Origin of the sequence: Kocuria coralli, assembly GCF_008831305.1 — a bacterium.
GTDB lineage: Bacteria > Actinomycetota > Actinomycetes > Actinomycetales > Micrococcaceae > Kocuria > Kocuria coralli.
This window is the reverse complement of the sequence record NZ_ML708614.1, coordinates 100162-125060: the sequence shown is the minus strand read 5'-3', so window position 1 is coordinate 125060 and position 24899 is coordinate 100162. Positions and strand designations below refer to the sequence as shown.

Genomic DNA, 24899 nt, shown 5'->3' with positions numbered 1-24899 from the left:
CGCCCGCCGGAGCTCAGCCGTCCTGCGCGATGAGCTCCGCAGCGCGCTCGCCGATCATGAACACCGTGATGTTCGGGTTCACCGTCACCAGCTCGGGCATCACGGAGGCGTCGGCGACCCTCAGGCCCCGTACGCCCTTGACCCGCAGCTGCGGATCGAGGGGGGACATGGGGTCGTCGACGGCGCCCATGCGGACCGAGCCGGCGGGGTGGTACACGGTGTTGTGGGTGCGGCGGATGTAGTCCGCGAACTGCTCGTCCGTCTGAACGTCCTCGCCCGGGAACAGCTCCTCGCCCGCCCATCCGGACATCGGCCCCTGCGCCACGATCTCGCGGGCCTTGCGGAAACCGGCGGTCATGATCCGCAGGTCGTAACCCTCGGGGTCGGTGAAGTACCGGGGATCGTACCGGGGCTTGTCGCGGAAGTCCCTGGAGCGCAGCCGCACGGTCCCGCGGGAGCGCGCGTGCGTGACGTTGGGCGTCAGGCAGAAGGCGTTGTCCGAGGTCGGGTAGCCCTGCCGGACGGTGTGCATGTCGAAGGTGACCGACCCGTAGTGCATCATCAGATCCGGCCGGTCGGTCCCGGGATCCACCTGCGCGAAGAGCCCGATCTCCCACCACTGGGTCGATTCGGTGACCATGGGCCGTTTCGCCTCCCACTGGATCACCCCTTCGGGGTGGTCCTGGACGTTCTCACCCACCCCCGGGGCGTCGACGCGGACCTCGACGCCCATCTCGCGCAGGTGGCCGGCCGGCCCGATGCCCGAGAGCATGAGCAGCTTGGGGGAGTCGATCGCCCCGGCGCTGACCACGACCTCCTTGCGGGCACGGACGGGTTGGGAGGTGCCGAAGGCGTTGTCCACCACCGAGACGCCCGTGCACCGATCGCCGTCGAAGATCAGCTCCTTCACCTGGGTGCCGGGCAGCACGGTCAGGTTGGTGCGCTCGGCCTCGATCGGATGGAGGTAGGACACCGACGACGACGACCGGGTGCCGTCCTCCCGTGCGTTGATCTGGAAGAAACCGGCGCCGTTGAGCACGGTCTTGCCCGTGTTGAACTCCGCCCGCGGCATGCCGGCCTGCTCGGCGGCCTCCAGGACGGCGACGCCGCAGGGGTCCCGCGGCGGGATGCTGCGCAGCCGGACGGGCCCGTCGTGGCCGTGGTGGGCGCCGTCGTCCTCGTTGTCCTCCAGCTTCTGGTACAGGCGGAAGGCCGTCTCGGCGTTCCAGCCCTGGGCGCCGAACCTCTCCTCCCATTCGTCGAGGTCCTCGGCCGGCGCCCAGAAGGCGATGCACGAGTTGTGGGAGGAGCACCCGCCCAGGACCTTGGCGCGGGCCATCCGCATGAACGAGTTGCCGTTCTCCTGGGGTTCGACCTGGTAGTCCCAGTCGTATCCGGACTCCAGCAGTTCCATCCAGCGGCTGAGGGTGGTGACCTCCGGGATGTCCTTGTCGTGCGGGCCGGCCTCGATCAGGGCCACGGTCGCGCCGGGATCCTCCGACAGCCGCGCGGCGACCACGGAGCCCGCGGAACCGGCTCCCACCACGATGTAGTCGAACTCGGCGGGGGACTGGGCACCGGCCGGGCCGGGTGCGCTGGGGTTCATGGGTCTCTTCCTGTCGGGTGGTTTCCGCCGGACGGCGGGTGAGCGGGGCAGGGGAGGTCCGGGATCGGAACTGCGCCGGACCCGGTCAGGAGCTGCGGTCGGCGAACCAGCCGGTCACACCGGGGCGGGTGTTCTGATAGACGTGCTTGAGCTCCTGGTACTCGGCCAGACCGTGGGGGCCGAGTTCGCGGCCGATCCCCGAGCGCTTCATCCCGCCCCATTCGGCCTGGGGCAGGTACGGATGGAAGTCGTTGATCCAGACGGTGCCGTGCCGCAGGCGGCCCGCGATCCGCTGGGCGCGCCCCGCGTCCTGGGACCACACCGCGCCCGCCAGCCCGTAGTGGGTGTCGTTGGCGATCGCCACGGCCTCGTCCTCGGTGGTGAAGGTCTCCACCGTCAGGGTGGGGCCGAAGGCCTCCTCGTGCACGCACTCCATCTCCCGGGTGCACCGGTCGATGACCGTGGGCAGATAGAAGAAGCCCTCGGACAGCTCCAGGGCGCCGTCCGCGGAGGGTCCTTCGGCGAACGCGCCCCCGCAGCGCACCCGGGCCCCCTGCTCCCGGGCGCGTTGCACGTAGGCGGACACCTTCTCCCGGTGCGCCTCGGAGATCAGTGCGCCCGTCTCGGCCCGCTCGTCGAACGGGCCGCCCAGCGTGATCTGCCCCGCCCGGCGGACCAGCTCGTCCACGAAGGGCCCGGCGATGGACTCCTCGATCACCAGGCGGGCCCCTGCCGAGCACACCTGCCCGGAGTGCACGAACGCCGCGTTCAGGGCGTTGTCCACGGCGGCGTCGAAATCGGCGTCCGCGAAGACCACGTTCGGGTTCTTGCCCCCGAGTTCCAGGGCGACCTTCTTCACGGTCCTGGCGGCCTCCTGCGCGATCAGCGAACCGGTCGCGAGCCCGCCCGTGAAGGAGACCATGTCGACCTCCGGGCTGGAGGACAGCAGGGCGCCGGCGTCCGCACCCGCCCCGAGGACCAGGTTGGCCGCACCCGCCGGGACTCCTGCCTTCTCCAGCACGTCCATCAGGAGGATCGCGGTGTGCGGGGTCAGCTCGGCCGGCTTGAGCACGAACGTGTTCCCCGCGGCCAGGCACGGCGCGACCTTCCAGGCGACCTGCAGCAAGGGGTAGTTCCAGGGCGTGATCAGGCCGCAGACGCCGACGGGCTCGGTCACGACCCTGGACACCACGTCCGGCATGCCCGGGTCGACCACCCGCCCCGCCTGTTCGGCCGCGATCTTGCCGAAGAAGTCGAAGCACGCGGCGATGTCGTCCATGTCGGTCCGGGACTCGACCAGACGTTTGCCGGTGTCCAGGGACTCGGCCCGGGCGAACTCCTCCTTGCGCTCGCGGATCGCCGAGGCCACCCGCAGGAGGAGGTCCCCTCGTGCGGCGGCGGGAACAGCGCTCCACCCGCCGCCGTCGAAGGCCCTGCGCGCGGCGTCGATGGCGAGCTGCGTGTCCGTCGCATCCGCTTCGGCCACGGTGGCCACGAACGTTCCGTCGGCCGGGCAGCGGATGTCCCGGGTGCCGCCGTGGGCGGCGCCCGTCCACTGCCCGTCGATGTACAGCGTCCGGCTCATGGGCGGTGTCCTTTCGTGTCGGTGGTCGGAGAGGGCCCGGTGCCGTCGGTGGCGCCGGGCTCCGCGCCGTCGGTCCCCACCACGGGCAGGGCGCCGGTCCGCAGGTCCGCGTCGAAGTCCTCCGTGGTCCAGGTGGGCACGGCGTGCGGGTCCAGGGACAGCTGGGTGGCGCCGTTCTGCGTGGCGCTCAGGCGCAGGAACTCCAGGTGGCGTTCGTAGTGGTCGAGGACGTCGTCGATGATCTGCTCCCGGGTGTAGCCCAGGATGTCGTAGGCGTGGGAGCCGGTGTGGGAGAAGATCTCCAGGCGCACGTAGGCGTCCTGGATGGGCCGGGCGTCCATGCGGCCGAACGAGGGGACGGGTGCGGCCACCGGGTAGAGCTGGTAGAGGAAGTCCCGTTCCGGGGCCAGGTCGACCCGCAGGGTCATGCAGTCGGTGCCCGTGCCCTCCACGGGGGTGCGCTCCAGGACGGCCTGGGATCCATCGGACTGGACCTCGTCCAGGACCTCACGCAGTGCGGGCTCCGCCACCTTGTCGAGGTAGCGCGTGGCGTGCGCGGCGCTGGGATACGTGGTCGCCCGGCGCAGGCGGCGCCGCCAGTGCCCGTCCGTCATGCGATCCGAACGCCCGGCCGCCATTGCCGGGCGTACGGAGTCGGAGCTCTGGGCTTGCGACACCTCGACCCTGAGCGCCTTCCAGAGACTGACCATGATCAGGTACATCACGACGGCGAAGGGCAGGCCGATGATCAGGGTGGCGTTCTGCAGCGTGGTGATGCCGCCGACGATCAGCATGGCCAGGGTCAGCACGCCGGTGGCGACCGACCAGAAGATCCGCAGCCACGGCGGACCGTCCTGTTTGGGGTCACCGATGGTCGAGGTGAAGTTGGACATCACCAGCGCCCCGGAGTCGGCGGAGGTGACGTAGAAGAGCATGCCCGTCACGGTGGCTACCGCGATCACGGCCGGGGCCGCCGGGAACTGCTCGAGCAGCGAGTAGAAGGCCCGTTCCGGCTGGTTCAGGGCGACCTCGCCGAAGGCGTCGTTGCCGCCGGTCACGAGCGCCAGGGCGCTGTTGCCGAACACCGAGATCATGATCAGGATGAAGGCGAACGGCACGGTCATGGTGGCGATCACGAACTCGCGCAGCGTGCGGCCGCGGGAGATCCGCGCCAGGAACAGCCCCACGAAGGGCGCCCACGCGATCCACCAGGCCCAGAAGAACAGCGTCCAGCCGGACATCCAGTCACTGGCGTCGTCATAGGCGAAGGTGTTCAGGGTCATGCCGCCGAAACCGGCCACGAAGTCGCCCAGGTTGTTGACCAGGGCGTCCAGGATGAAGGCCGTCTGGCCGGTGGCCAGGCAGAACACCAGCAGGGCGATCGCCAGGATGATGTTGAGCTCCGAGAGCCGGCGGATGCCCTTGTCGACGCCGGATACGCACGAGATGGTGGCCATGATGACGGCGATCGCGATCAGCGCGGCCTGGGCCGCCGTCGATTCCGGGACGCCGAACATCAGGTAGAGCCCGTAGTTGAGCTGGGCCACCCCGATGCCGAGGGAGGTCGCCACGCCGAAGATCGTGCCGAGCAGGGCAGCGATGTCCACCGCATCCCCGGCACGCCCGTAGACGCGCCGTCCGATCAGGGGGTAGAGCGCGGAGCGGATGCTCAGGGGCAGGCCGTGCCGGAAGGCGAAATAGCCGAAGGCCATGCCCATGAGCGCGTACATGGCCCAGCCGGTGATGCCGTAGTGGAACAGGGTCCAGACGACGGCCTGCCGGGTGGCCTCGAGGGACTGCCCGTCGCCCGAGGGCGGGGCGTAGTACTGGCTCACGGGCTCGGAGACGGAGAAGAACATCAGGTCGATGCCGATGCCGGCCGCGAAGAGCATGGCCGTCCAGGTGAAAAGACTGAACTGCGGGGTGGAATGATCCGGGCCCATCTTCGTCTTTCCCGCGCGGCTGAAGGCCACGATGACGACGAACACGACCACGACGGTCGCGGTCAGGACGTAGAACCATCCCAGATTGGCGGAGACCCAGCTCACGATAGCGACGATGCTGGTCTCCGCCTGGGCGGGGGCGACGATCGCCCACACCGACAGCGCGATGACGATGGCCCCGGTGACGCCCAGGACCAGCCAGTTCACCGTGGGTCGGTCACCGGGAGTCGGGACTCCGGAGGGAGGGGGCAGTGCGCCCGGCGACGGCGGCGGGCCGGCCGTTCCGGCTGGTTCATCGGCAGGTGTGGACAAGGTGTGCCCCCTCGAGCGGTGCTCCCGGACAGGGCGGTCGTCGCGCCCTGTTTTCACTAGAGCATAGTGATCCGGGTCTCTGAGGTATTTGTTCACGAGGCTTTCACACCCGGTCCATGGGCCGGCGGGACGCCGGAGAACTGCCCGCGCCAGCATCGGCACCATGAGAATCGCCGTGATCGCCGAGCAGTTCCTCCCCCACATGAACGGGGTGACGCACTCCGTGATCCGGGTCCTCGAGCACCTGCGTGCCCGTGGACACGAGGTCATGGTCGTCGCCCCAGCGGGGGATCCCCTTCAGCTCACGCACAGCGTGGAGTCGTTCGACGGCGAGGCCGCCGGGGCACCCGTGCTCGACGGCATCGCCGTGCATCGCCTTCCGGCGCTGCCCCTGGCCCGCTACCCCGAGGTCCGCCTGGCGTACGGATCGGTCCTGAGGCTCCGGCGGATTCTGGCCCATTTCGGCGCCGACGTCGTGCACCTGGCCTCCCCGTTCGTGCTGGGCTGGAGGGGCATCCAGGCCGCCCATCAGATGTCGCTGCCGTCGGTCGCGGTCTACCAGACGGAGGTTCCCGGTTACGCCGCGCGGTACGGGGCGGCGTTCCTGGAGGAGGTGCTGTGGTCCCATGTGAACACCATGCACAACCTGGCCACCACGACCCTGGCCCCGTCGACGGCGGCCGTGGACCAGCTGCGACGGCACGGCGTCGACCGGGTGCACCTGTGGCGCCGCGGGGTGGATGGCGTCCGGTTCCACCCCGCCAAACGGGACGAGGCCTGGCGGCGGGAAATCGGGAACGGAGACCTGCTCATCGGTTACGCGGGACGGCTGGCGCCGGAGAAACAGGTCCAGGATCTCGCGGTCCTGGACGCCCTGCCGGGTACGCGCCTGGTCGTCGTCGGGTCGGGTCCGGAACGCGAGGCACTCGAGAGGCAGCTGCCGAACGCGCATTTCACGGGCTTCCAGTCGGGGGAGGAGCTGGCCCGCACGATGGCCTCCTTCGACGTCTTCGTGCACCCGGGGGAATCCGAGACCTTCGGCCAGACCCTCCAGGAGGCCATGGCCTCCGGGGTCCCCGTCGTGGCGACCGGCCGCGGCGGCCCTCTCGACCTGATCGATCAGTCGCGCAACGGATGGCTCTACCGGCCGGGGGATCTGAGGCAGCTGCGAGGGCAGGTCGAGGATCTCCTGGGGGATGCGGCCAAGAGGGCCGCATTCGCTCGTTGCGCCCGGGAGACCGTCGAGGACCGCACCTGGTCCGCCGTAGGCGACCAGCTCGTGCGCCACTACGAGAAGGCGTGGATCGTGGCGGGCCGTCACGGGGCGGTCTCGCGCCGGCACTGAGGCCGGTCGCGGTGGCCGGCATCGGCGTGCAGGTGGCAGGGGATCGGGCGGCCCGCGGTCATGACCCCGGTGGCGTCGCGTTCAGGGTGAGCACCCGGGTGAGCGTGCGACCATAGGGACGATGCCGAACACACCGCCCCCTTCCCCGCCCGCCCCGGATCTCAGCCCGTGGGCCCGCCAGCGCGACGATTCTGGGAACCCGGACGAGAGACCTGTGGGGTCCTCAGCGCGTGAGAGCCCCGGGAAGCGGCCGGAGGGGCCTGCCAGGGCGCCGCGGGTGTCCTGGACCAAAGGGCTCGTGCCCGGTGTGACCATCGCCTTGGTCGCGCTGGCCGCCGTGGAGATCGTGGTGCTGCTGTCCGTGATGGCCGGAGGCTTCGCAGAGCTCTCCTCGGCCACGGGGCTAGTGCTGGGCATGCAGCTGTGGCTGCTCTCCCTGGGAGTCCCGCTCGGGGTGTCGGTGGCCCCGGTCACCGGCGCCGCGGCGGTCCAGGGCACGGTCAGCCTGATCCCCCTGGGGCTGAGCCTGCTGACGGCGGCGCTCGGGTTCGTCATGGGCCGGAACCTGGCCCGGCGGGCGCCTTCGGGCGCCGGACTGGCCGCGGCGGTGCTCACGACGGCGGTGACCCACGCGCTGGTGGCCGCCGGTGCCGCCTTCCTGACCGCCTCCGGAAGCGTCCATGCCACACCGGGGAGAGCTCTGCTGGTCGGTGGCCTGATCGTCCTGGCCGCGACGGCGGCCGGTGCCCTGAGGGGAGGCGGGACGCCGGCGGCCCTGCTGGGAACGTGGGTCGTGGAGCGCGCCCGCAAGACCGGGCAGGACATGCGCTGGACGGGTTCGTTCCTCTGGGCCGTGCTGCGCGCCGCCGTGGTGGCTACGGTGGCGGCCCTGTTCGTGGGCGCGGTGATCGTGACGGCCGCCCTGGTCCTGGGCTGGCAGCAGGTGGTCGCCATCCAGCAGCAGCTGGGCTCCGACGCCGCGGGCGATACGGTCTTCGCCATCCTCCATTTCGCCCTGCTGCCCAACTTCCTGGTCTGGGCGGTCTCATGGGCTTCCGGAGCGGGCTTCTATCTGGGCGACGGCGCCCTGGTCTCGCCCGCCGGGACCCAGGTGGAGACCGTCCCGCTCCTTCCTCTTTTCGGTGCCCTCCCGCCGCAGGACGCCTCCCCGGTTCTGGCGGCGGCCCCCGGGCTCCTCGTGCTGTGCGGTGTGCTGGCGGGCTGGTGGTTCGTCCGCGAGGGGGAGAACCACCTGGGCGAGTGGATCTCCATCCGGATCCCCTGGCGGCCCGTCGCCGCTCCGGTGGTCGTGGTGGTCTCCGGTGCGATCATCGGTGCCGTCTCGGCCTTGCTCGTCGCGGTCCTGGCCGCGGCGGCCTCCGGCTCCCTGGGCGTGGGACGGATGGACCTGGTGGGTCCGCAGGTGTGGGAGACCGCGCTGGTCGTGGGACTGGAGATCGCGATCGGGGCGGCCATCGGGGCCGCCGTCGGACCCTGGGTGGAGCACGGCCGTGCGGTGCGGACCTACCACCCCGGGGAGGACGCAGCGGCCATGTCCGGTCCGGGCGCTCCGGCATCGCCCGGTCGTCAGGACCGATCCGAGGCGGGCGGGCCGGCCGCTGAGCGCGGCGCCTTCCCCGCGGAGGCCGGGCCCGGCAGCGGCCCCGCCTCCGGCGCTGAGGAGACGGCTTCAGCGGGCACGGCTTCGACCGGCACGGCATCGACAGACGCTGGGTCTGCTGGCGAGCGGCATGGGCGGGACCGGGTCCGGCCGGATGCGCAGGGCGGGACATCGGAGGAGGCCGGAGGGCTCTTCAGGCGCGGCCGGGACGCGGCCGGGGCATCACGGACATCGCGCGGGGCCAGGGAACGAGACCGGGAGGCGGAGCGCCGCCGGGAGATCGCGGACAAGCACCGGCAGCGGGCGCACAACGCGGATCTCAAGGCGCAGAAGCGTTACGCGGCGGCCGAGAAGCGACGTGCCCGGCGCAAGGCCGCCCGGGACCGCTGACCGCGCCGCGAGCGAGCTCAGCGAGCCCGGAGGGCTTCCCCGACCGCGGTCTCGTGCGGACGTGGATCCGGGAACCTAGTTCAGGCCCGGCAGGATGACCCCGCGCAGACCGTCCTCCATCTGCTCCCGGCACGCGGCCTCACCGGAGATGGTCACGGACTGGGCGGCGCAGGTCTCGTAGGCGGAGACGGTGTCCCAGAAGGCCAGACGGACGCCTCCGCTCACCAGGGCGAAACCGGCCACGGTCACGGCTATCAGGGCCGAGAACAGGATCAAGCCGCGGCGCTGGGCCTTGCGGAGATGGATCACGGCCGAGATGGCGAAGACCAGGGCCGCCAGGCCCGCGACCATGCCGGCGACGGTGAGCCACAGCGGTCCGGAGGTCATGAGCATCGCCGCGCCTGCCGCTATGAGAGCGAGCAGCGCCCTGCCCATCGGACGCCGGGCGCCCTTGGGCTCGGCGGGACCGTCGGAGGGCTCCACGTCGTGGGAGCCACCGGACCCCTGCGGCGGAGCGCTGGGCGGTGACGGGGGTCTGGACGGTGCGGAGCTCATGCCACCACTCTATGCGAGCCTGGTGCCCCCGCCGGTCGTGAGCCGGGGACACGACGGCGGGGCGCCGGACGAGGATCGCCGCACGGCGCGAGCACTGGTTAGGATCGCGCACATGCGCATAGTTGCCCTTGTCTCCGGGTCCGGAACCACGTTGCAAGCACTCCTCGATGCTGCCGGGAGCGGCCGCATCGAGGCCGAGATCGTGGCCGTCGGTGCGGACAAGCCCTGCGAGGGCCTGGACCGGGCGGAGGCCGCCGGAGCCCGGACCTTCGTCGTCGAACCCGGGGACCATCCGGACCGGCCCGCCTGGAACCGCGCGCTGCAGGCCGCCGTGACGGCGCACCGGCCGGACCTGGTGCTCCTGGCGGGGTTCATGAGGATCCTGGACGCGGAGTTCGTCGCCGCCTTCGCGCCGGCCCTGGTCAACACGCACCCGGCCCTGCTCCCGTCCTTCCCCGGAGCCCACGGGGTGCGCGACGCACTGGAGCACGGTGTCAAGATCACCGGGGCGACCGTGCACCGCGTGGTCCCAGAGGTGGACGCCGGCCAGATCCTCGCCCAGGTCGCCGTGCCCGTCCTCGACGACGACGACGAGACCAGCCTCCACGAGCGCATCAAGGCCGCGGAGCGGGAACTCTACGTCGAGACCGTGGCTGAGCTGGTGGCCGCCGGCGCACCACGGCCCGAGCGGTGATAGGCATGCCAGGTCGCTCTCTTAGCGGCCGGGCGGCGGGGGCGAGTCGGCGGGAGCCGTAGACTGGCCCAGTCCGCCCACGTCCGGCGGCCCTGCTGTCCCAGCGCAGCGTCCATTCGTACCGTCGTCCACCTCGGGAGCTAACTCAAGTGACGAACGAACAGGTCCGTGCACCCATCAAGCGTGCCCTGATTTCCGTATACGACAAGACCGGATTGGAGGAGCTCGCGGGCGGGCTGCACCGAGCCGGGGTATCGATCGTCTCGACCGGCTCCACGGCCCAGCGCATCGCCGGCTCCGGCGTGCCGGTCACCGAGGTGGCCGACCTGACCGGTTTCCCGGAGTGCCTGGAGGGCCGCGTCAAGACTCTGCATCCCCGCGTGCACGCGGGGATCCTGGCCGATCGCCGCAAGGAAGACCACGTGCGGCAACTGGCCGAGCTGGAGATCGAGCCCTTCGATCTGGTCGTCGTGAACCTCTACCCGTTCGTGGAAACGGTGAAGTCCGGGGCGGACAGGGACGCCGTGATCGAGCAGGTCGACATCGGCGGGCCGTCGATGGTCCGCGCGGCGGCGAAGAACCATCCCTCGGTCGCCGTCGTCGTCGACCCGGCCCGTTACGGAGAGGTCGTCGAGGCCGCGCAGGACGGCGGGTTCGACCTCGCCGCCCGTCGTCGTCTGGCAGCAGCCGCCTTCGCGCACACCGCGGCCTATGACACCGCAGTGGCCACCTGGTATCAGGAGCAGTTCCCCGAGGTCGCCGCCGGCTCCGAGGACGCCATCGCGTCCGCCGTGACCTTCCCGCCCTACGCCGGGCTGGCCTTCGAACGGGCCGAGACCCTGCGGTACGGGGAGAACCCGCACCAGGACGCAGCGCTGTACGTCGATCACGCCGCTTCCCCCGGGATCGCCCAGGCGGAGCAACTGCACGGCAAGGCGATGTCCTACAACAACTACGTGGACGCCGATGCCGCGCTGCGTGCCGTCTACGACTTCGACGAGCCCGCGGTGGCCGTGGTCAAGCACAACAATCCCTGCGGACTGGCGGTGGCCGATCCCGGCGCCGAGGACCCCGTGGCCAGCGCCCATGTCAAGGCGCACGCGTGCGACCCCCTGTCCGCCTACGGCGGCGTGATCGCGGTCAACCGCCCCGTGACCGCGGGGATGGCCGCGAGCGTCAAGCCCATCTTCACCGAGGTGGTCGTGGCTCCGGGGTTCGACCCCGAGGCACTCGAGATCCTGACCGCCAAGAAGAACCTGCGCCTGCTGCAGCTGCCCGAGGGCTTCGGCCGCGATCCCCTGGAGTACCGCCAGATCTCGGGCGGCGCGCTCATGCAGGTGACCGACCGGGTCCAGGCCGACGGGGACGATCCCGCCAACTGGCAGCTCGTGGCCGGCGAGAGCGCGGACGAGGCGACCCTGGCGGACCTGGCCTTCGCCTGGACCGCCCTGCGGCCCGTGAAGTCCAACGCGATCCTGCTCGCCAAGGACGGCGCCACCGTCGGCATCGGCATGGGCCAGGTCAACCGGGTGGATTCCTGCCGGCTGGCCATCGAACGCGCCAACACCCTCTCCGAGGGCGGCTCGATCCGGGCCGAGGGATCCGTGGCGGCCTCGGACGCGTTCTTCCCGTTCGCGGACGGCCTGCAGGTGCTTCTGGAAGCCGGGGTGCGGGCCGTGGTCCAGCCCGGCGGCTCCATCCGGGACGACGAGGTCATCGCCGCGGCCCAGGAAGCGGGCGTGAGCATGTACTTCACGGGTGCACGGCACTTCTTCCACTGAGCCCGTTCGGCTGAGCCCGGCCGGCTTAGCCCGGTCGGTCAGCAGCCACCCGGCCGGGCCGCGCCCAGGTGCGCCGCACTCAGGGCGTCGCGGCCCTCCTCCGTCTGCAGCCATTCGGTGATCTCATGGGCCGCCGCGCGGACCGCGTCGTTGTTCTCGACGGCATCGCGGGATGCCATCAAGGGGTAGTCGAGCAGCGCGGTATTGCAGGCCGGCGTGCGCCTCGGGTCCTCCCCCACCATGGCGGCGGGGGAGGAGGCCAGCGACCGGGCGTAGATGACCATGCTGTCGCCGTTGGGCGTGGCGGGAACCCGCCGGATGGAATCCGGGATCCACAGCAGTTGGGGCAGTTCCCCGGCGGCTGCCCGCCCCGCGGTCCTGGCGCTGGGCTCAACGGTGATCTCCAGCTGGATGCACGAAGCTGCATCGACGGGCTTGCTCCCCAGCGCATCCGCCATGGCCTGTTCCGTGGCCAGCGAGACCCGCTGCGTGCTCTCGCAGGCCTCGGGAAGGCGGGGAGGGTCCTCCCCGCCCCGGTCGACCAGGAAGCGACCGCTGCCTCCGACGAGGAGGAGTGCTGCCGCGCCGAGGACCGCACGCGGTATACCGGATCTCTTCCTCTCCGCGTCGCGCCAGGCACGGTGGGTCTGAGCAGGGGGCAAGAGCCACTCCTTCAGTAGTTGGACGGGGCGGCCGGGCTGGTGATAGAGGCCCGGAACCGATCCGACCTGCTGAGTCGCGTTCTCTCCCGTTAGTGTGACACCGCCGTGAGCGGCCCTGCGTCCCCTTTCATGGAGCCTCAATCGCCCCAAAAATATGTATTCGCAGGTTTGGCACACCGATAAATGATGATCTGTCACCAATTATGGGGGCGTGCTATTGCGCCCTACCGGGGAGTTCGGGGCGCCGGCCGGCTCCGGACGTTGCCTGAGCGTTACCTCCCCGCGTCTCAGCTCACGTCTTGGCTTGGTCATGTCGCCCCTGTGCGTGAAAATGAAAGCGTGAAGCAGCAACAGAATGGCAATGGGGCGGATCCTGTTGACAGCACAGCAAGTCAGACGCAACCACGTCGTCGGTCGCGCGGGAGCGCGCCCACGATCTACGACGTCGCGAAACTGGCGGGCGTAGCACCCTCGACCGTCTCGCGGGCGTTCGCCCGTCCGGGGCGGGTCTCGTACGAGACCGCGGAACGCATCCGGGAGGCCGCCGACGAGCTGGGCTACCGTGCGCGAACCATCTCCCGTAACGCCGATGGCCGCAGCGGAAGCCAGATGATCGCCCTGGTGGTCACGGACATCTCCAACCCTGCTTTCTTCGACCTCATCCGTGGAGCGGAAGAAGCGGCCGCAGAAGCGGGCTACACACTGCTGCTGGCCAGTTCCCACGAATCCGACCGGCGCGAGCGAGAGGCGCTGGAACGCGTCCTGCCGCTGGTCGACGGGGTGCTCCTGGCGTCGTCGCGGATGTCCGACTCCGCCGTTCGCATGACGGCCAAGCAGAAGCCGACCATCATCATGAACCGGGCGGTGTCCGGGGTCGTCTCCGTGGTCACGGACAACGCCACCGGTACCCGGCGCGCCGTGGAGCACCTGGCGGCCCAGGGGTGCAAGGACATCACCTACGTCGCCGGCCCGGAGGCCTCCTGGGCCGACGGCATCCGGTGGCGCGCCGTCCGGGAGGCGGGGGTCGAGCACCGTCTGCGGATCCACCGGATCGGTCCGGCCACCCCCACGGTCGCCGGCGGCCGCGCCGCGGCCCTGGCCTGGGCCGAGAACCGTATTCCGGGGGTGATCTGCTACAACGACCTCGTGGCCATGGGCTTCGTGCGCACCGTGCACGAGATGGGACTGCAGGTCCCCGACGACGTCGCGGTGATCGGCTACGACAACATCATGTCCCTGTCGTTCCTCAATCCGAGCATGTCCACCATCGCGGCGCCCTTGAACGCGGTGGGCTCGACGGCCGCCAAGAACCTGGTGGCGATGATCAAGGGCGCCTCGCCCACCTCCAGCCGGCCGCTGGTCCTGCCGACCAAGCTCGTGGTGCGGCAGTCCAGCGACATCCAGGGCCGGTTCCGCGCCGCCAGCGCCCTCAGCTGAACCGGCGGTCGTCGTTCGGCAGGTGCAGTCCGATCGCTGCGCGGATCGCATCGAAGAGCTCGGCGCGCGACAGGGAGAGGCTCCACGGGACTAACGGCGACTCCGTGAGTCCCTCCCGGACGCACCGGGTGGCCTCGCGCATCTGGGGGACGTAGCCCGCGCCGAGGGTCTCGAACTCCTCGACGTGGGGGTCCTCCCCGGCCTCACGGCTCCGGGCGGTCATCACCTCGATCCGGACCGGGTTGGTGATCCGGCCGTCCACCCGTAGCCAGCCGTCGGTGCCGGAGATGCTGACGCCCGTGACGGGCTCCCGCCTGAGCGTGGCCGACAGCTGCGCCCATCCGTACTGCCGGTCCAGTTGCAGGGCCAGGTCGTCGTCCACGCCCGTCGGCCCCAGGTGCGCCACCTCGGTCCGGCGCCGCACCTCGCCCTGCAGGGCATCCGACCACAGCAGCGGGTAGACGAGCATGTCGAGCGTGACGCCGCCTCCGTCGGCCGGGGCGAACAGCCTGTTGGAGCCGTCGGCCGGCACATGGGAGCCGATGGCTCCGGAGACGCCGTGGACCGTCCCGATGGCGCCGTCGGCGATCAGCCGCATGACCCTGCGGAAGCCAGGGGTCATGGCCGTCCAGACGGCTTCCATGAGCAGGACGCCCTGCGCCCGTGCCGTCGCGATCAGATCGGCCACCTCGGCGGCGGTGACCGCCAGGGCCTTCTCGCACAGCACGTGCTTGCCGGCCTTCAGGAGCGCCGAGACGTGCTCGTGGTGGTAGCCGTGGGGGCTCGCCACGTAGACGATGTCGATCTCGGGATCGGCTGCCAGCGCGGCCAGACCGCTGCGATCGTCGTCGTCCCCGTAGCTGCGCTCGATACCGTGCTCGGCGGCGAAGGCCTGGGCGCGCTCTAGGGAGCGCGAGGAGACGGCACCCAGGCGGGCATCCGGGAGACGGGCGATATCGGGAACCACGCGGCCGGCGATGGCGCCCGGTCCGACGACTCCCCAGCACAGGGGCTCGGCGTCGGCCACCGTGGGCTCGAGGGGCGAATCCAGGTGCGGGGCGGTCAGGCCGGCCGCGGCGAAATCGGCCAGGTGGTTCTCAGCGGACAGGTCTTCGGTGGGTGCGTGCGAATCAGTCACATCACCCAGGATGTCAGGCATCGTCGCAAATCGCCTCAGGCGGAACGCGGCAAATCGGACTGCGTAGGATCGGGCTATGCCCAAAGTCAGCGAGGAGTATCGCCGGAACCGACGACGTTCGGTGGTCGATGCCGCCACCGGCTGCTTCCTGACCGAGGGCTACCGCGGCGCGTCGATGCACGAGATCATCGCCGCCACGGGATTGTCCGCCGGGGCGATCTACAACCACTTCCCGGGCGGTAAGTCCGAACTCGTGGTGGCCTGCGCACGGACCGCCCTGGACCAGGTCTTCGATCTGGCCGCGCAGACCGCGAGCGCCCCCTTCGATCCGGAGAGCTGGCTGGTGGGGGTGCTCGAGTCGCTGGCCGCCCAGCCCAGGCTGGCCCGTCTCCTTCTGGTCACGTGGGGCGAAGCCGCCGTCGACCCGGAGGTCCACGGCGCCCTCGGATCGCACCTGGAGGCCCTGCGGGGGCTGATCGACGACCGTTTCTCCGCATGGGCCGTCGAGCAGCTGGGGCTGAGCGACCGGGAGGCGGCTGACTGGGTGGGCATGTTCTCGCAGGCGGTGCTGTCGGTGCTGCAGGGATGGGTCGTGCAGTCCCAGCTGCTTCCAGGGTTCGCCCACGAGGCCTATCTCGACTACGCCCGTACCATCGCCGCCGTGGGGGAATGAGCCCGGTCCCGGATACCTGTCCCGAAGACATGACCCCGAGCATTCGATCCCGAGCATTTGATTCAGAGCATTTGGAGGAAAGCGTGGAACCCGTCATCGCAGCATGGGAAGGACACGAACCGCGGATCGCCGAGGACGCCTTCATAGCGCCCACCGCCACCCTCATCGGGGATGTCCGCATCGGCGCGGGCAGCGGCGTGTTCTACGGGACGGTGATCCGCGCCGACCGGTCCCCGGTCCGGCTGGGCGCCGGCTCGAACCTCCAGGACAACTGCACCGTCCACTCCGACCCGGACTTCCCGTGCACCATCGGCGACGGCGTCTCGGTGGGCCACGCGGCGGTCCTGCACGGCTGCACCGTCCACGACGACGTCCTGATCGGCATGTCCGCCACGGTGCTCAACGGAGCCGTGATCGGAGCGGGCTCGCTCGTGGCGGCGGGCGCGGTGGTATTGGAGGGCACCGAGATCCCGCCGGGTTCGCTCGTGGCCGGGGTGCCCGCGAAGGTCCGGCGCGAGCTCACGGAGGAGGAGCGGCAGAAGGTCGAGGGCAACGCCGTTACTTATCGCGAACTCAGCGCCCGGCACCGGGATCTGAACCGCTAGCCGCCCTCGACCTCACCGACTCGTCAGGAACGACCGCGCTTGTGCCGGCGGATGGCGACGGCGATCTTCTGGCCGCCCTTGAGCACGTACTCCGCACCGTGGACGTGGATGGTCACGGGCGCGGCCTGCTTGGAGCCTCCCTCGAGCTCCAGGACTTCGTGGTCGATGCACACCCGGATGACCTGGCCGCGGTAGAGGACCGTGAAGTTCACGTTGTCCAGCTGCCGGGGCAGGTGCGGGCTGAACTCGAGCCAGTCCCCGCGCACGCGCATCCCCGCGTAGGCGCGGGTGACCACGTCGACCGACCCCGACATGGCGCCCATGTGGATGCCCTCGCCGGTGGTGCCCCCCTGGGTGTCGTCCATGTCGACCACCAGCGCGTCCTGGAACGACGCCCAGGAGCGGTCCGGGGCCAGCCACGCCAGCACGGCGGCGTTGACCACCTTGGACAGCGACGACCCGTGCGAGGATCGCGCGATGTAGAAGTCCACGGTGCGCTGGACGACGTCGTGATCGATCTCGTAGCCCATGCGGCCGAGCTCCTCGACCAGGCCCTCGGGGCCCAGCAGGTAGACCAGCATGATGGTGTCCGCCTGCTTGGACAGCTTGTAGTTGTTGGTCATGTCGCCCTCGTTCTCCAGCAGGAGATCCAGGCGGCCGATGTTGCGGTACTTCTTCCGGTAGTACTCCCAGTCGAGCTCCGCGAGTTCGTTGTAGCCGTCGTACTGGGAGATCGTGCCGTCCGAGTTGAAGGCGATGGACATCTTCTGGGACATGTCCAGCCAGCGGGCGGGCTCGTCCTCCGTGACGCCGAAGCGGGAGATCAGCTCCTCGCGCTGGTGGTCCACCATGTCGTTGAAGATGTACGCGGAGTGGCGGAACAGCCAGGCGGCGAGCACGTTGGTGTACGCATTGTCCTTCAGGCCGCCGCCGTGCTGGCCGCGCGGGCCGTCGTGGTATTCGTCGGGGCCCATGACACCGCTGATGTGGTAGCGGCCGTCGGCCTCGTCGAACTCCGTGAGGGAGGCGAACAGACGGGTGATGCCGATGATCAGCTCGGCGCCCTGGCCGGAGAGCCAGTCGATGTCGCCCGTGGTCTCGTAGTAGTGCCACGCGTTGTAGGCGATGGCCAGGCCCACGTGGAACTGGCGCCAGGAGTTGTCCGGCAGCCAGCGCTGGGAATGGTGGTTGTAGAGCTCCGGCGGAGTCTCCTCGCGGCCGTCCGAACCGGACTGCCAGGGGAAGGCCGCACCCTTGAGGCCGAACTCCTGGGCGCGGTAGTAGGCCATGGGCAGCCTGCGCCACCGGTAGGACAGCAGCGAACGCGTCACCTGGGGCTCGTGCAGGGAGACCATCGGCAGGATGTAGACGTCGTCCCAGAAGATGTGGCCGCGGTAGCCCTCGCCGTGCAGACCGCGCGCGGGCACCCCGGCATCACGCAGGGACAGGTGCGGTGCGAGCGTCTGGGCGGTGTGGAACACGTGGGTCCGCAGCGCCAGCTGGGTCAGCAGCTCCTCGGGGGCGTCGTCCGGCTCCAGATCGACGTCGTAGCGGTCCCAGAGGCGCTCCCAGGCCAGCTCGTGGCCCTTCAGGAGCCCCTTGAAGTCGTGCGGGCTGCGGTCGAGCTGCGACAGCGCGCCGTCGCGCGGGGACCCGATGGCGGCATCGCGGCTGGTCACGACGGCGGTGACGGTGTCCACGGTCACCGGCTCGCCCTGGCGGACGCCGACCTGGTGGCGCCGGAACTCGGTGCCGCCCGGGCGGATCTCACGACGGGCGCGGATGGCGGCCCCGCCGTAGACCTCCGTGCGCTGCGCGGTGGCGATCTGGATCTGCGACTGGTTGGTGGTCACCAGGCTCAGCAGGGTCTCCTGCTCGTCCGGCAGCGTGGTCGACTCGGTGGTGACCAGATGGTGGGGGTTGAGCTCCCTGTACTCCTTGACCCCGTCGTTGGTCACGGCGGGATCGATGCCCGTACGCACGTGGACGCGGCCGGTGAAGTTCAGCGCGGTGATGGAGGTCTCCTGGGCGCCGATGTGGCGCAGGCGCAGCGAGACGAGCCGGCGCTGGACCACCTGCAGGCGCGGGCGGTCCCCGCCGTCGGTGGGATCGCCGTTGAGGTCGGTCAGCACCATCGTGCGGGTCAGGACGCCGGTGCGCAGATCGAGCTCGGTGCGCTCGTCCGAGTACTCCAGTCCGCCCTCTGAGAGCCAGGTACCCCCCGAGACCCGGAGGTCGAGGTGGGTCCAGTTGGGGGCGTTGACCATGGACTCGTGCTCGATGTCGCGGCCGTTGATATGGCTGACGACGCGGTTGAACACGCCGGCCAGGTAGTTGCCGGGGTAGTGGATGCCGTCGGCGGAGCGCTCCGAATGAGAGCCGCGGACGCCCATGTAGCCGTTGGACAGGGTCAGCAGCGACTCGCGGCGGGCCTGGACGGAGGGATCGTAGCCCTCGTAGACCAGCTTCCAGCAATCCTCGCGGCGCGCCCCCAGATCCAGCTCGCCGGCGTCGTTGAGGACCATGTGGGCACCGCCGTTGTACAGCGCCTGCCGGTCGCCGTGCCGGGCGATGCCGACCACCAGGCCGAAACCGCCGGCCACGCCGGCCTCCACGCCGGCCACGGCGTCCTCGATGACGACCGCTTCGACCGGGTCCACGCCCAGTTCCTGGGCGCAGCGCAGGAACGTGTCCGGGGCGGGCTTGCCCGGCAGGCCGAGTTCCGCGGCGGTGGCGCCGTCGACGATGTGGTCGAACAGGTTGCTCAGGCCCGCGCGCTCCAGGACGTTGGTCGAGTTGCGGGAGGCGGTCACCAGCCCCACGGGGATCCTGGCCTCACGCAGGCGCTCGGCCAGCCGGACGGTGCCGTCGAAGACCCGGACGCCCTGCTCCTCGAGGGCCTCGGTGAAGTAGGCGTTCTTCAGACCGGCCTGGCCCTGGACGGTCCAGGCTCCGGACTCGTCGTTCGCAGCGCCCTCCGGGAGGGCGGCACCGCGGGAGGCCAGCAGGGTCCTGATGCCGTCCTCGCGGCGGCGGCCGTCCACGAAGTCGCGGTAGTCCGTCATGACGTCGAACTCGCGGCGGTCGATCTCGTCGTCATCGCTCAGGGGCTCGAGCCGCTCGTCCTGGAGGAGGGCGTCGAACAGCAGCTTCCATGCAGTGGCGTGCACGGCAGCGGTGTCGGTGATCACGCCGTCCATGTCGAAGATCACGGCCGAGTAAGGGGTCCGCAGGCTCTCCGAGGGCTTCTCGGGAACCTGATCTCCTCGGATCTGAGGGATCGAGGCGGTGAAGGGCGCTGTCGGCATTGCGTTCACAGGTGCTCCTGTAGTTTCGAGCCCTTGCCCCAAGGGTGTGACCACGGCATGAAGCCGCTGGTCAGCATGGGTTTGGGCACGACTGTGCGTGGATGGCCTGGGAGGAATGAGGTGGAGGGCACCATTTTCCGGATCAGGTGTGACTCAAGAGTAGTTCAAGCGGGCGAATAGGTCAGGTACGTGACAGGGAAAGCTCGGTGTGGGCTTGGGCATATTACCCCCGCGTGGCTGCCGCCGCTGCCGGGGGTCCTACAATGGGCAGCGCCGTTTCGACCGGCTGCCGGCAGCGCCGGCAGTGCAGAACCCCGCCAGAACGTGGCCAGAACCTCCGGAGCAGCGCCTTCGGAGCCCAGGAGGAATCGCATGAGCCCAACGCCTTTCGCCGATGTCACCGACCGTCCCTTGTCCGAGGTGGACCCGGAGGTCGCCGCCGCGATCACCGCTGAGGTCGGCCGGCAGCGGGGCACCCTGGAGATGATCGCCTCCGAGAACTTCGCCCCGCGCGCCGTCCTGGAGGCACAGGGTTCCGTGCTGACCAACAAGTACGCGGAGGGTTACCCGGGACGCCGGTACTACGGCGGTTGCGAGCACGTGGACGTGGTGGAGAACCTGGCCCGTGACCGGGCCACCGAGCTGTTCGGCGCCTTCCACGCCAACGTTCAGCCCCACTCGGGCGCCCAGGCCAACAGCGCCGTGATGACCGCGCTCATGGAGCCGGGCGACACCCTGATGGGGCTCTCGCTGGCCCACGGCGGGCATCTGACGCACGGCATGAAGCTCAATATCTCCGGCAAGCTCTACAACATCGCGGCCTACGAGGTCGATCCGGAGACGCACCGGCTGGACATGGACCAGGTGCGCGAGGTGGCTCTCGGCAGCCGCCCCAAGGTGATCGTGGCCGGCTGGTCCGCCTACTCCCGGCACCTGGACTTCGAGGCGTTCCGCTCCATCGCCGACGAGGTCGGCGCGAAGCTGTGGGTGGACATGGCCCACTTCGCCGGCCTGGTGGCCGCAGGGCTGCACCCCAACCCGGTGCCGCATTCCGACGTGGTCAGCTCGACCGTGCACAAGACGCTGGCCGGCCCGCGCTCCGGCGTGATCCTGTGCACCGAGGAGTGGAAGAAGAAGATCGACTCCAACGTCTTCCCGGGGCACCAGGGCGGGCCGCTCATGCACGCGATCGCGGGCAAGGCCGTCGCGTTCAAGATCGCGGGCACCGAGGAGTTCAAGAACCGTCAGGAGCGCACCATCGAAGGCGCCCGGATCATCGCGGAGCGGCTGTCCGCGGCCGACGTCGCCGAGGCCGGCGTCTCGGTGCTGACCGGGGGCACCGACGTGCACCTGGTGCTGGTCGACCTGCGCAACTCCGAGATCGACGGCAAGCAGGGCGAGGACCTGCTGCACGAGGTCGGCATCACGGTCAACCGCAACGCCGTGCCGTTCGACCCCCGCCCGCCCATGGTCACCTCGGGGCTGCGGATCGGTACCCCGGCCCTGGCCACCCGCGGTTTCGGGGCGAAGGAGTTCGAGGAGGTCGCCGACATCATCGCGACCTCCCTCAAGCCGCAGCCCGACGTGGCCGCACTGCGGGCCCGCGTGGACAAGCTGGCCGAGGACTTCCCGCTCTACAGCGGCCTCGAGGAGTGGTGATGACCGCGGGGATACTCGACGGGAAGGCCACGGCGGCCTCGATCAAAGCCGAACTGCGCGAACGCGTCGCGGCCCTGGGCGCGGCGGGGGTGGTACCCGGGCTGGGAACGGTGCTGGTCGGCGACGACCCCGCCTCCCACTCCTATGTCTCGGGCAAGCACAGGGACTGCGAGGAGGTGGGGATCACCTCCATCCGCCGTGACCTCCCCGCCTCGATCTCCCAGGAGGAGCTGGAGCAGGAGATCGAAGCGCTCAACGAGGACCCGGCATGCACGGGGTACATCGTCCAGCTGCCGCTGCCCGACCACATCGACACCCACCGGATCCTCGAGAAGATCGATCCGGCCAAGGACGCCGATGGCCTGCACCCCACGAACCTGGGTCGCCTGGTGCTCAACGTCGGCGAGCCCATGACATCCCCGCTGCCGTGCACACCGCACGGGATCGTGGAGCTGCTGCTGCGCCACGACATCGACCTGAAGGGCAAGCACGTCCTGGTGATCGGCCGGGGCGTGACCGTGGGGCGGCCCATCGGCCTCCTGCTCACCCGCAAGTCGATCAACTCCACGGTCACGCTGGCCCACACGGGAACCAGGGACCTCGAGGCGCTGCTGGCCACGGCGGACGTCGTCGTGGCGGCCGCGGGACAGCCGCATATGGTCACGGCCGGGCAGATCAAGGAGGGCGCGGTCCTGCTGGACGTGGGCGTCTCCCGGGTCGAGGATCCCGCGACCGGCCGGAAGCGGCTCACCGGAGATATCGATCCCGCCGCGGCCGAGCGCGCCTCCTGGCTCTCGCCCAACCCCGGCGGGGTCGGCCCCATGACCCGCGCCATGCTGCTGGTCAACGTGGTCGAGGCCGCGGAGAGGGCGGCCGGGATTCGCTAGGCGGCGTCGACCCGAGTACGACGGAATCGCCCTGGGCGTTGCGCCCAGGGCGATTCCGTCTCCGCTGCATTTCACCGGTGGCAGCGAGTACGGGAGAATATGCCCATGCAGCAGATAGGCTCCACGCGCACCAACCCGTCCGGCTCCAGTTCAGGAAGGGCCTCGATCTGGATCACCCTGATCGGCATGACGGCCCTGGTGGTCATCTTCGTGGTGGCGTTGCTGCAGGCTGCCAACCAGAACTCGGTCCTGGGCTGGGTGCTGGCGGCGATCGCCCTGGGCTGGCTGCTGATCGCGTGCTTCGTGCTGTGGATGGTGCGCAAGGCGGCCAAGTTCGGAGCCCGGCAGATCGAGCAGGCCCAGCAGGAGGCCAACCGGCGCTTCGGGCGGGCGCCCATGACCTCGCCGTCCACGACCCCTGCCGCGGACCGCTCGATCCTGGACCAGAAGCTCGAGCACTCCTTCCAGATCATCATGGTGCAGGCACGCGTCATCGCGGCGAACCTGCCCGCCCCGGACGGCTCCACGGAGGGCGACCGCGAGCAGGTCGACCGCGCCCTGGACACCCTGGCCGTGACCGCCTCCAACGGAATGGGTATGGTCAAGGATGCCTCGGAGCCGTTGAGCGGCGAAGTCATCGACGACGACGATCGCTGACGACTCCGACCCCGTCCAGAAGCTGCAGTTCCGCTCGAAAGGAGACGCGCGCATGAGCACGCAGTCCACGGAGATCCCCCGCGACCAGGTGCTGCGGATCGCGACCGTCAATGTCAACGGCATCCGCGCCGCCTACAAACGAGGCATGGCCGACTGGCTCGAGGGACGCGACGTCGACGTCCTGTGCCTCCAGGAGGTCCGGGCTCCGGACAAGATCGTGCGCGACCTGCTGGACGGGGAGACCTGGGAGATCCATCACCACGAAGCCCTGGCCAAAGGCCGCGCGGGCGTGCTGACGGCGGTGCGCCGCGACGCCCACGGCGGTTCGCTGCTGCCCACCGCCCAGCGCGTCGGTCTGGCCGAGGGCACCAACGACTCCGGCCGGTGGATCGAGGACGATATCGCCCTGCCGGACGGCTCCACGCTGACCGTGGTGTCCACCTACGTCCACTCCGGGGAGGTCGAGACCCCGCGGCAGGTGGACAAGTACGCCTTCCTGGACGCCATGCTCCAGCGGCTGCCCGCCTTGAAGCAGCACGCGGACCATGTCCTGATCGTGGGCGACCTCAACGTCGGCCACACCGAGCTCGACATCAAGAACTGGAAGGGCAACGTCAAGAACTCGGGCTTCCTGCCCGAGGAACGGGCCTACTTCGACCGCTACTTCGGCGACCTCGGCTACGTGGACGTCGCCCGGAGCCTGGCCGGTGAGGTGCCGGGCCCCTACACCTGGTGGTCCTACCGCGGGCAGGCCTTCGACAACGACGCCGGATGGCGCATCGACTACCACATGGCCACCCCCGCCCTGGCGCAGAAGGCCGTCTCCGCATTCGTCGACCGCGCCGCGACCTACGACACCCGTTTCTCCGACCACGCCCCGCTGGTCGTGGACTACCGTCTCTGACAGCGGCTCGCCGCGCCCTTCCGACCGAAGACACGAAAGAAGCCTCACCGTGACCGCCGCATCCACAGAAACCGTTCCGGACGCATCGCAGCCCGCCTCGCCGGGCAGGCCCCGTGTGCTCTCCGGCGTGCAGCCCTCCGCGGACTCGCTCCACCTGGGCAACTACCTCGGCGCGCTGCGCAACTGGGTCAGGATGCAGGACGAGAACGAGTGCATCTTCTTCGTGGCGGACCTGCACTCGATCACGGTGCCCCAGGACCCCGCCGGGCTGCGTGAGCGGACCCGCGTGACGGTCGCCCAGTACATCGCCGCCGGGATCGACCCCGAGAAGTCCACCATGCTCGTCCAGTCGCACATGCCCGAGCATGCGCAGCTCGCGTGGGTGCTCAACTGCATCACCGGGTACGGGGAGGCGGCGCGCATGACCCAGTTCAAGGACAAGTCGGCCAAGCAGGGCGTGGACGCCGCCACCGTGGGCCTGTTCACCTACCCCGTGCTGATGGCCGCCGACATCCTGGTCTACCAGAGCGATCTGGTGCCCGTCGGCGAGGATCAGCGGCAGCACCTGGAGCTGACCCGGAACCTCGCGCAGCGCTTCAACTCGCGCTTCGGCGAGACCTTCACGGTCCCGGAGGCCAAGATCATGAAGGAGACCGCGAAGATCTACGATCTGCAGCGGCCCACCGCCAAGATGTCCAAGTCGGCGGACTCCGACAACGGGCTCATCCGCCTGCTGGACCCCGCCAAGAGGAACGCCAAGAAGATCAAGTCGGCGGTCACGGACGACGGTACGGAGATCCGGTTCGACCGGCAGGCGAAACCGGGTATCGCCAACCTGCTGACCATCTACTCGGCGATCACGGACCGCCCGATCCCGCAGATCGTGGCCGACTACGAAGGCAGGATGTACGGCCACCTCAAGGTGGACCTGGCCGAAGTGGTCAACGAGACCCTCGGCCCCATCCAGAAGCGCGCCCAGGAACTGCTCGACGATCCGGCGGAACTGGACCGGATCCTCGCCCGCGGGGCGGAGAAGGGGCGCGAGATCGCCGCCGGCACCCTGGCCGACGTGCACGAGAAGGTCGGCTTCCTGCCGCCCAGCGTCTGAGCCCGAGCCCGACCTCCAGCTGAAAGGGT

General features: G+C 70.0%; 19 protein-coding genes. 12 read left to right on the top strand and 7 right to left on the bottom strand.

Going from position 1 to position 24899, the window contains the following annotated elements; translation table 11 throughout:
* Positions 1-13 precede the first annotated feature (13 nt).
* From FCK90_RS05825 to betT, 3 genes are all read right to left on the bottom strand, one after another.
* On the bottom strand, positions 14-1606 hold the full coding sequence (locus FCK90_RS05825; RefSeq protein ID WP_158033357.1) for a GMC family oxidoreductase: 1593 nt from the start codon (positions 1604-1606) through the stop codon (positions 14-16).
* 85 nt (positions 1607-1691) lie between these two features.
* Positions 1692-3191: an aldehyde dehydrogenase family protein gene (locus FCK90_RS05820; protein WP_158033356.1), complete on the bottom strand. Its 1500-nt coding sequence runs from the start codon at positions 3189-3191 to the stop codon at positions 1692-1694.
* On the bottom strand, positions 3188-5341 hold the full coding sequence (gene betT, locus FCK90_RS05815; protein WP_246180024.1) for a choline BCCT transporter BetT: 2154 nt from the start codon (positions 5339-5341) through the stop codon (positions 3188-3190). The genes FCK90_RS05820 and betT overlap by 4 nt, the downstream gene beginning before the upstream one ends.
* Before the next feature lie 268 nt (positions 5342-5609).
* On the opposite strand from betT, the gene FCK90_RS05810 reads away from it, so the two are divergent.
* Together FCK90_RS05810 and FCK90_RS05805 are read left to right on the top strand one after the other, a co-directional pair.
* The gene (locus tag FCK90_RS05810; RefSeq protein WP_158033354.1) at positions 5610-6791 is read left to right on the top strand and encodes a glycosyltransferase family 4 protein; all 1182 of its coding nucleotides are present in this window, start codon (positions 5610-5612) and stop codon (positions 6789-6791) included.
* Positions 6792-7068: 277 nt separating this feature from the next.
* Positions 7069-8802: a cell division protein PerM gene (locus FCK90_RS05805; protein WP_158033353.1), complete on the top strand. Its 1734-nt coding sequence runs from the start codon at positions 7069-7071 to the stop codon at positions 8800-8802.
* Between the two features lie 75 nt (positions 8803-8877).
* Here FCK90_RS05805 and FCK90_RS15355 read toward each other — a convergent pair whose 3' ends face one another.
* A complete protein-coding gene (locus FCK90_RS15355; protein ID WP_181954210.1) occupies positions 8878-9357 on the bottom strand; it encodes a hypothetical protein in 480 nt (159 codons plus the stop codon).
* A gap of 112 nt (positions 9358-9469) precedes the next feature.
* Between FCK90_RS15355 and purN the strand changes: the two genes are divergently transcribed.
* Complete coding sequence (gene purN / locus FCK90_RS05795) at positions 9470-10051, top strand: phosphoribosylglycinamide formyltransferase (protein ID WP_158033352.1); 582 nt, start codon at positions 9470-9472, stop codon at positions 10049-10051.
* A 149-nt stretch (positions 10052-10200) separates the two neighbouring features.
* Complete coding sequence (purH, locus tag FCK90_RS05790; protein ID WP_158033351.1) at positions 10201-11832, top strand: bifunctional phosphoribosylaminoimidazolecarboxamide formyltransferase/IMP cyclohydrolase; 1632 nt, start codon at positions 10201-10203, stop codon at positions 11830-11832.
* Between the two features lie 38 nt (positions 11833-11870).
* Here the strand turns inward: purH and FCK90_RS05785 are convergent, their stop codons facing one another.
* Positions 11871-12494, bottom strand: coding sequence for a hypothetical protein (locus tag FCK90_RS05785; protein WP_158033350.1), 624 nt, complete (start codon positions 12492-12494; stop codon positions 11871-11873).
* A 339-nt stretch (positions 12495-12833) separates the two neighbouring features.
* On the opposite strand from FCK90_RS05785, the gene FCK90_RS05780 reads away from it, so the two are divergent.
* The gene (locus tag FCK90_RS05780) at positions 12834-13931 is read left to right on the top strand and encodes a LacI family DNA-binding transcriptional regulator (protein WP_158033349.1); all 1098 of its coding nucleotides are present in this window, start codon (positions 12834-12836) and stop codon (positions 13929-13931) included.
* Here FCK90_RS05780 and FCK90_RS05775 read toward each other — a convergent pair.
* Positions 13924-15069 (bottom strand): Gfo/Idh/MocA family protein, encoded by a 1146-nt coding sequence (locus tag FCK90_RS05775; protein WP_181954209.1) that lies wholly within the window; start codon positions 15067-15069, stop codon positions 13924-13926. The genes FCK90_RS05780 and FCK90_RS05775 overlap by 8 nt on opposite strands.
* 76 nt (positions 15070-15145) lie before the next feature.
* Between FCK90_RS05775 and FCK90_RS05770 the strand changes: the two genes are divergently transcribed.
* Both FCK90_RS05770 and FCK90_RS05765 read left to right on the top strand, forming a co-directional pair.
* Entirely contained in the window at positions 15146-15742 is a 597-nt protein-coding gene (locus tag FCK90_RS05770) for a TetR/AcrR family transcriptional regulator (protein ID WP_158033347.1), read from the top strand.
* Between the two features lie 83 nt (positions 15743-15825).
* Positions 15826-16347, top strand: a complete 522-nt coding sequence (locus tag FCK90_RS05765; RefSeq protein WP_246180023.1) for a gamma carbonic anhydrase family protein — start codon at positions 15826-15828, stop codon at positions 16345-16347.
* Between the two features lie 23 nt (positions 16348-16370).
* On the opposite strand, the gene FCK90_RS05760 is transcribed toward FCK90_RS05765, so the two are convergent.
* The gene (locus tag FCK90_RS05760) at positions 16371-19655 is read right to left on the bottom strand and encodes a beta-phosphoglucomutase family hydrolase (RefSeq protein ID WP_246180033.1); all 3285 of its coding nucleotides are present in this window, start codon (positions 19653-19655) and stop codon (positions 16371-16373) included.
* A 372-nt stretch (positions 19656-20027) separates the two neighbouring features.
* Between FCK90_RS05760 and glyA the strand changes: the two genes are divergently transcribed.
* The 5 genes from glyA to trpS all read left to right on the top strand — a co-directional run bounded on the left by glyA (position 20028) and on the right by trpS (position 24870).
* Entirely contained in the window at positions 20028-21314 is a 1287-nt protein-coding gene (gene glyA, locus FCK90_RS05755) for a serine hydroxymethyltransferase (RefSeq protein WP_158033344.1), read from the top strand.
* Positions 21314-22201, top strand: coding sequence for a bifunctional methylenetetrahydrofolate dehydrogenase/methenyltetrahydrofolate cyclohydrolase (locus tag FCK90_RS05750; protein WP_158033343.1), 888 nt, complete (start codon positions 21314-21316; stop codon positions 22199-22201). Before glyA ends, FCK90_RS05750 begins: the two co-directional genes overlap by 1 nt.
* 105 nt (positions 22202-22306) lie before the next feature.
* Complete coding sequence (locus FCK90_RS05745) at positions 22307-22858, top strand: hypothetical protein (protein WP_158033342.1); 552 nt, start codon at positions 22307-22309, stop codon at positions 22856-22858.
* 52 nt (positions 22859-22910) lie between these two features.
* On the top strand, positions 22911-23762 hold the full coding sequence (locus FCK90_RS05740) for an exodeoxyribonuclease III (RefSeq protein ID WP_158033341.1): 852 nt from the start codon (positions 22911-22913) through the stop codon (positions 23760-23762).
* Positions 23763-23811: 49 nt separating this feature from the next.
* Entirely contained in the window at positions 23812-24870 is a 1059-nt protein-coding gene (gene trpS / locus FCK90_RS05735; protein WP_158033340.1) for a tryptophan--tRNA ligase, read from the top strand.
* The last annotated feature ends 29 nt before the right edge of the window (positions 24871-24899 follow it).

Coding starts and splice junctions, on each gene's coding strand:
- FCK90_RS05825 (WP_158033357.1), bottom strand. CDS start 1,606: ATGAACCCCAGCGCACCCGGCCCGGCCGGTGCCCAGTCCCCCGCCGAG.
- FCK90_RS05820 (WP_158033356.1), bottom strand. CDS start 3,191: ATGAGCCGGACGCTGTACATCGACGGGCAGTGGACGGGCGCCGCCCAC.
- FCK90_RS05810 (WP_158033354.1), top strand. CDS start 5,610: ATGAGAATCGCCGTGATCGCCGAGCAGTTCCTCCCCCACATGAACGGG.
- FCK90_RS15355 (WP_181954210.1), bottom strand. CDS start 9,357: ATGAGCTCCGCACCGTCCAGACCCCCGTCACCGCCCAGCGCTCCGCCG.
- purN (WP_158033352.1), top strand. CDS start 9,470: ATGCGCATAGTTGCCCTTGTCTCCGGGTCCGGAACCACGTTGCAAGCA.
- FCK90_RS05770 (WP_158033347.1), top strand. CDS start 15,146: ATGCCCAAAGTCAGCGAGGAGTATCGCCGGAACCGACGACGTTCGGTG.
- FCK90_RS05760 (WP_246180033.1), bottom strand. CDS start 19,655: ATGCCGACAGCGCCCTTCACCGCCTCGATCCCTCAGATCCGAGGAGAT.
- glyA (WP_158033344.1), top strand. CDS start 20,028: ATGAGCCCAACGCCTTTCGCCGATGTCACCGACCGTCCCTTGTCCGAG.
- FCK90_RS05750 (WP_158033343.1), top strand. CDS start 21,314: ATGACCGCGGGGATACTCGACGGGAAGGCCACGGCGGCCTCGATCAAA.
- FCK90_RS05745 (WP_158033342.1), top strand. CDS start 22,307: ATGCAGCAGATAGGCTCCACGCGCACCAACCCGTCCGGCTCCAGTTCA.
- FCK90_RS05740 (WP_158033341.1), top strand. CDS start 22,911: ATGAGCACGCAGTCCACGGAGATCCCCCGCGACCAGGTGCTGCGGATC.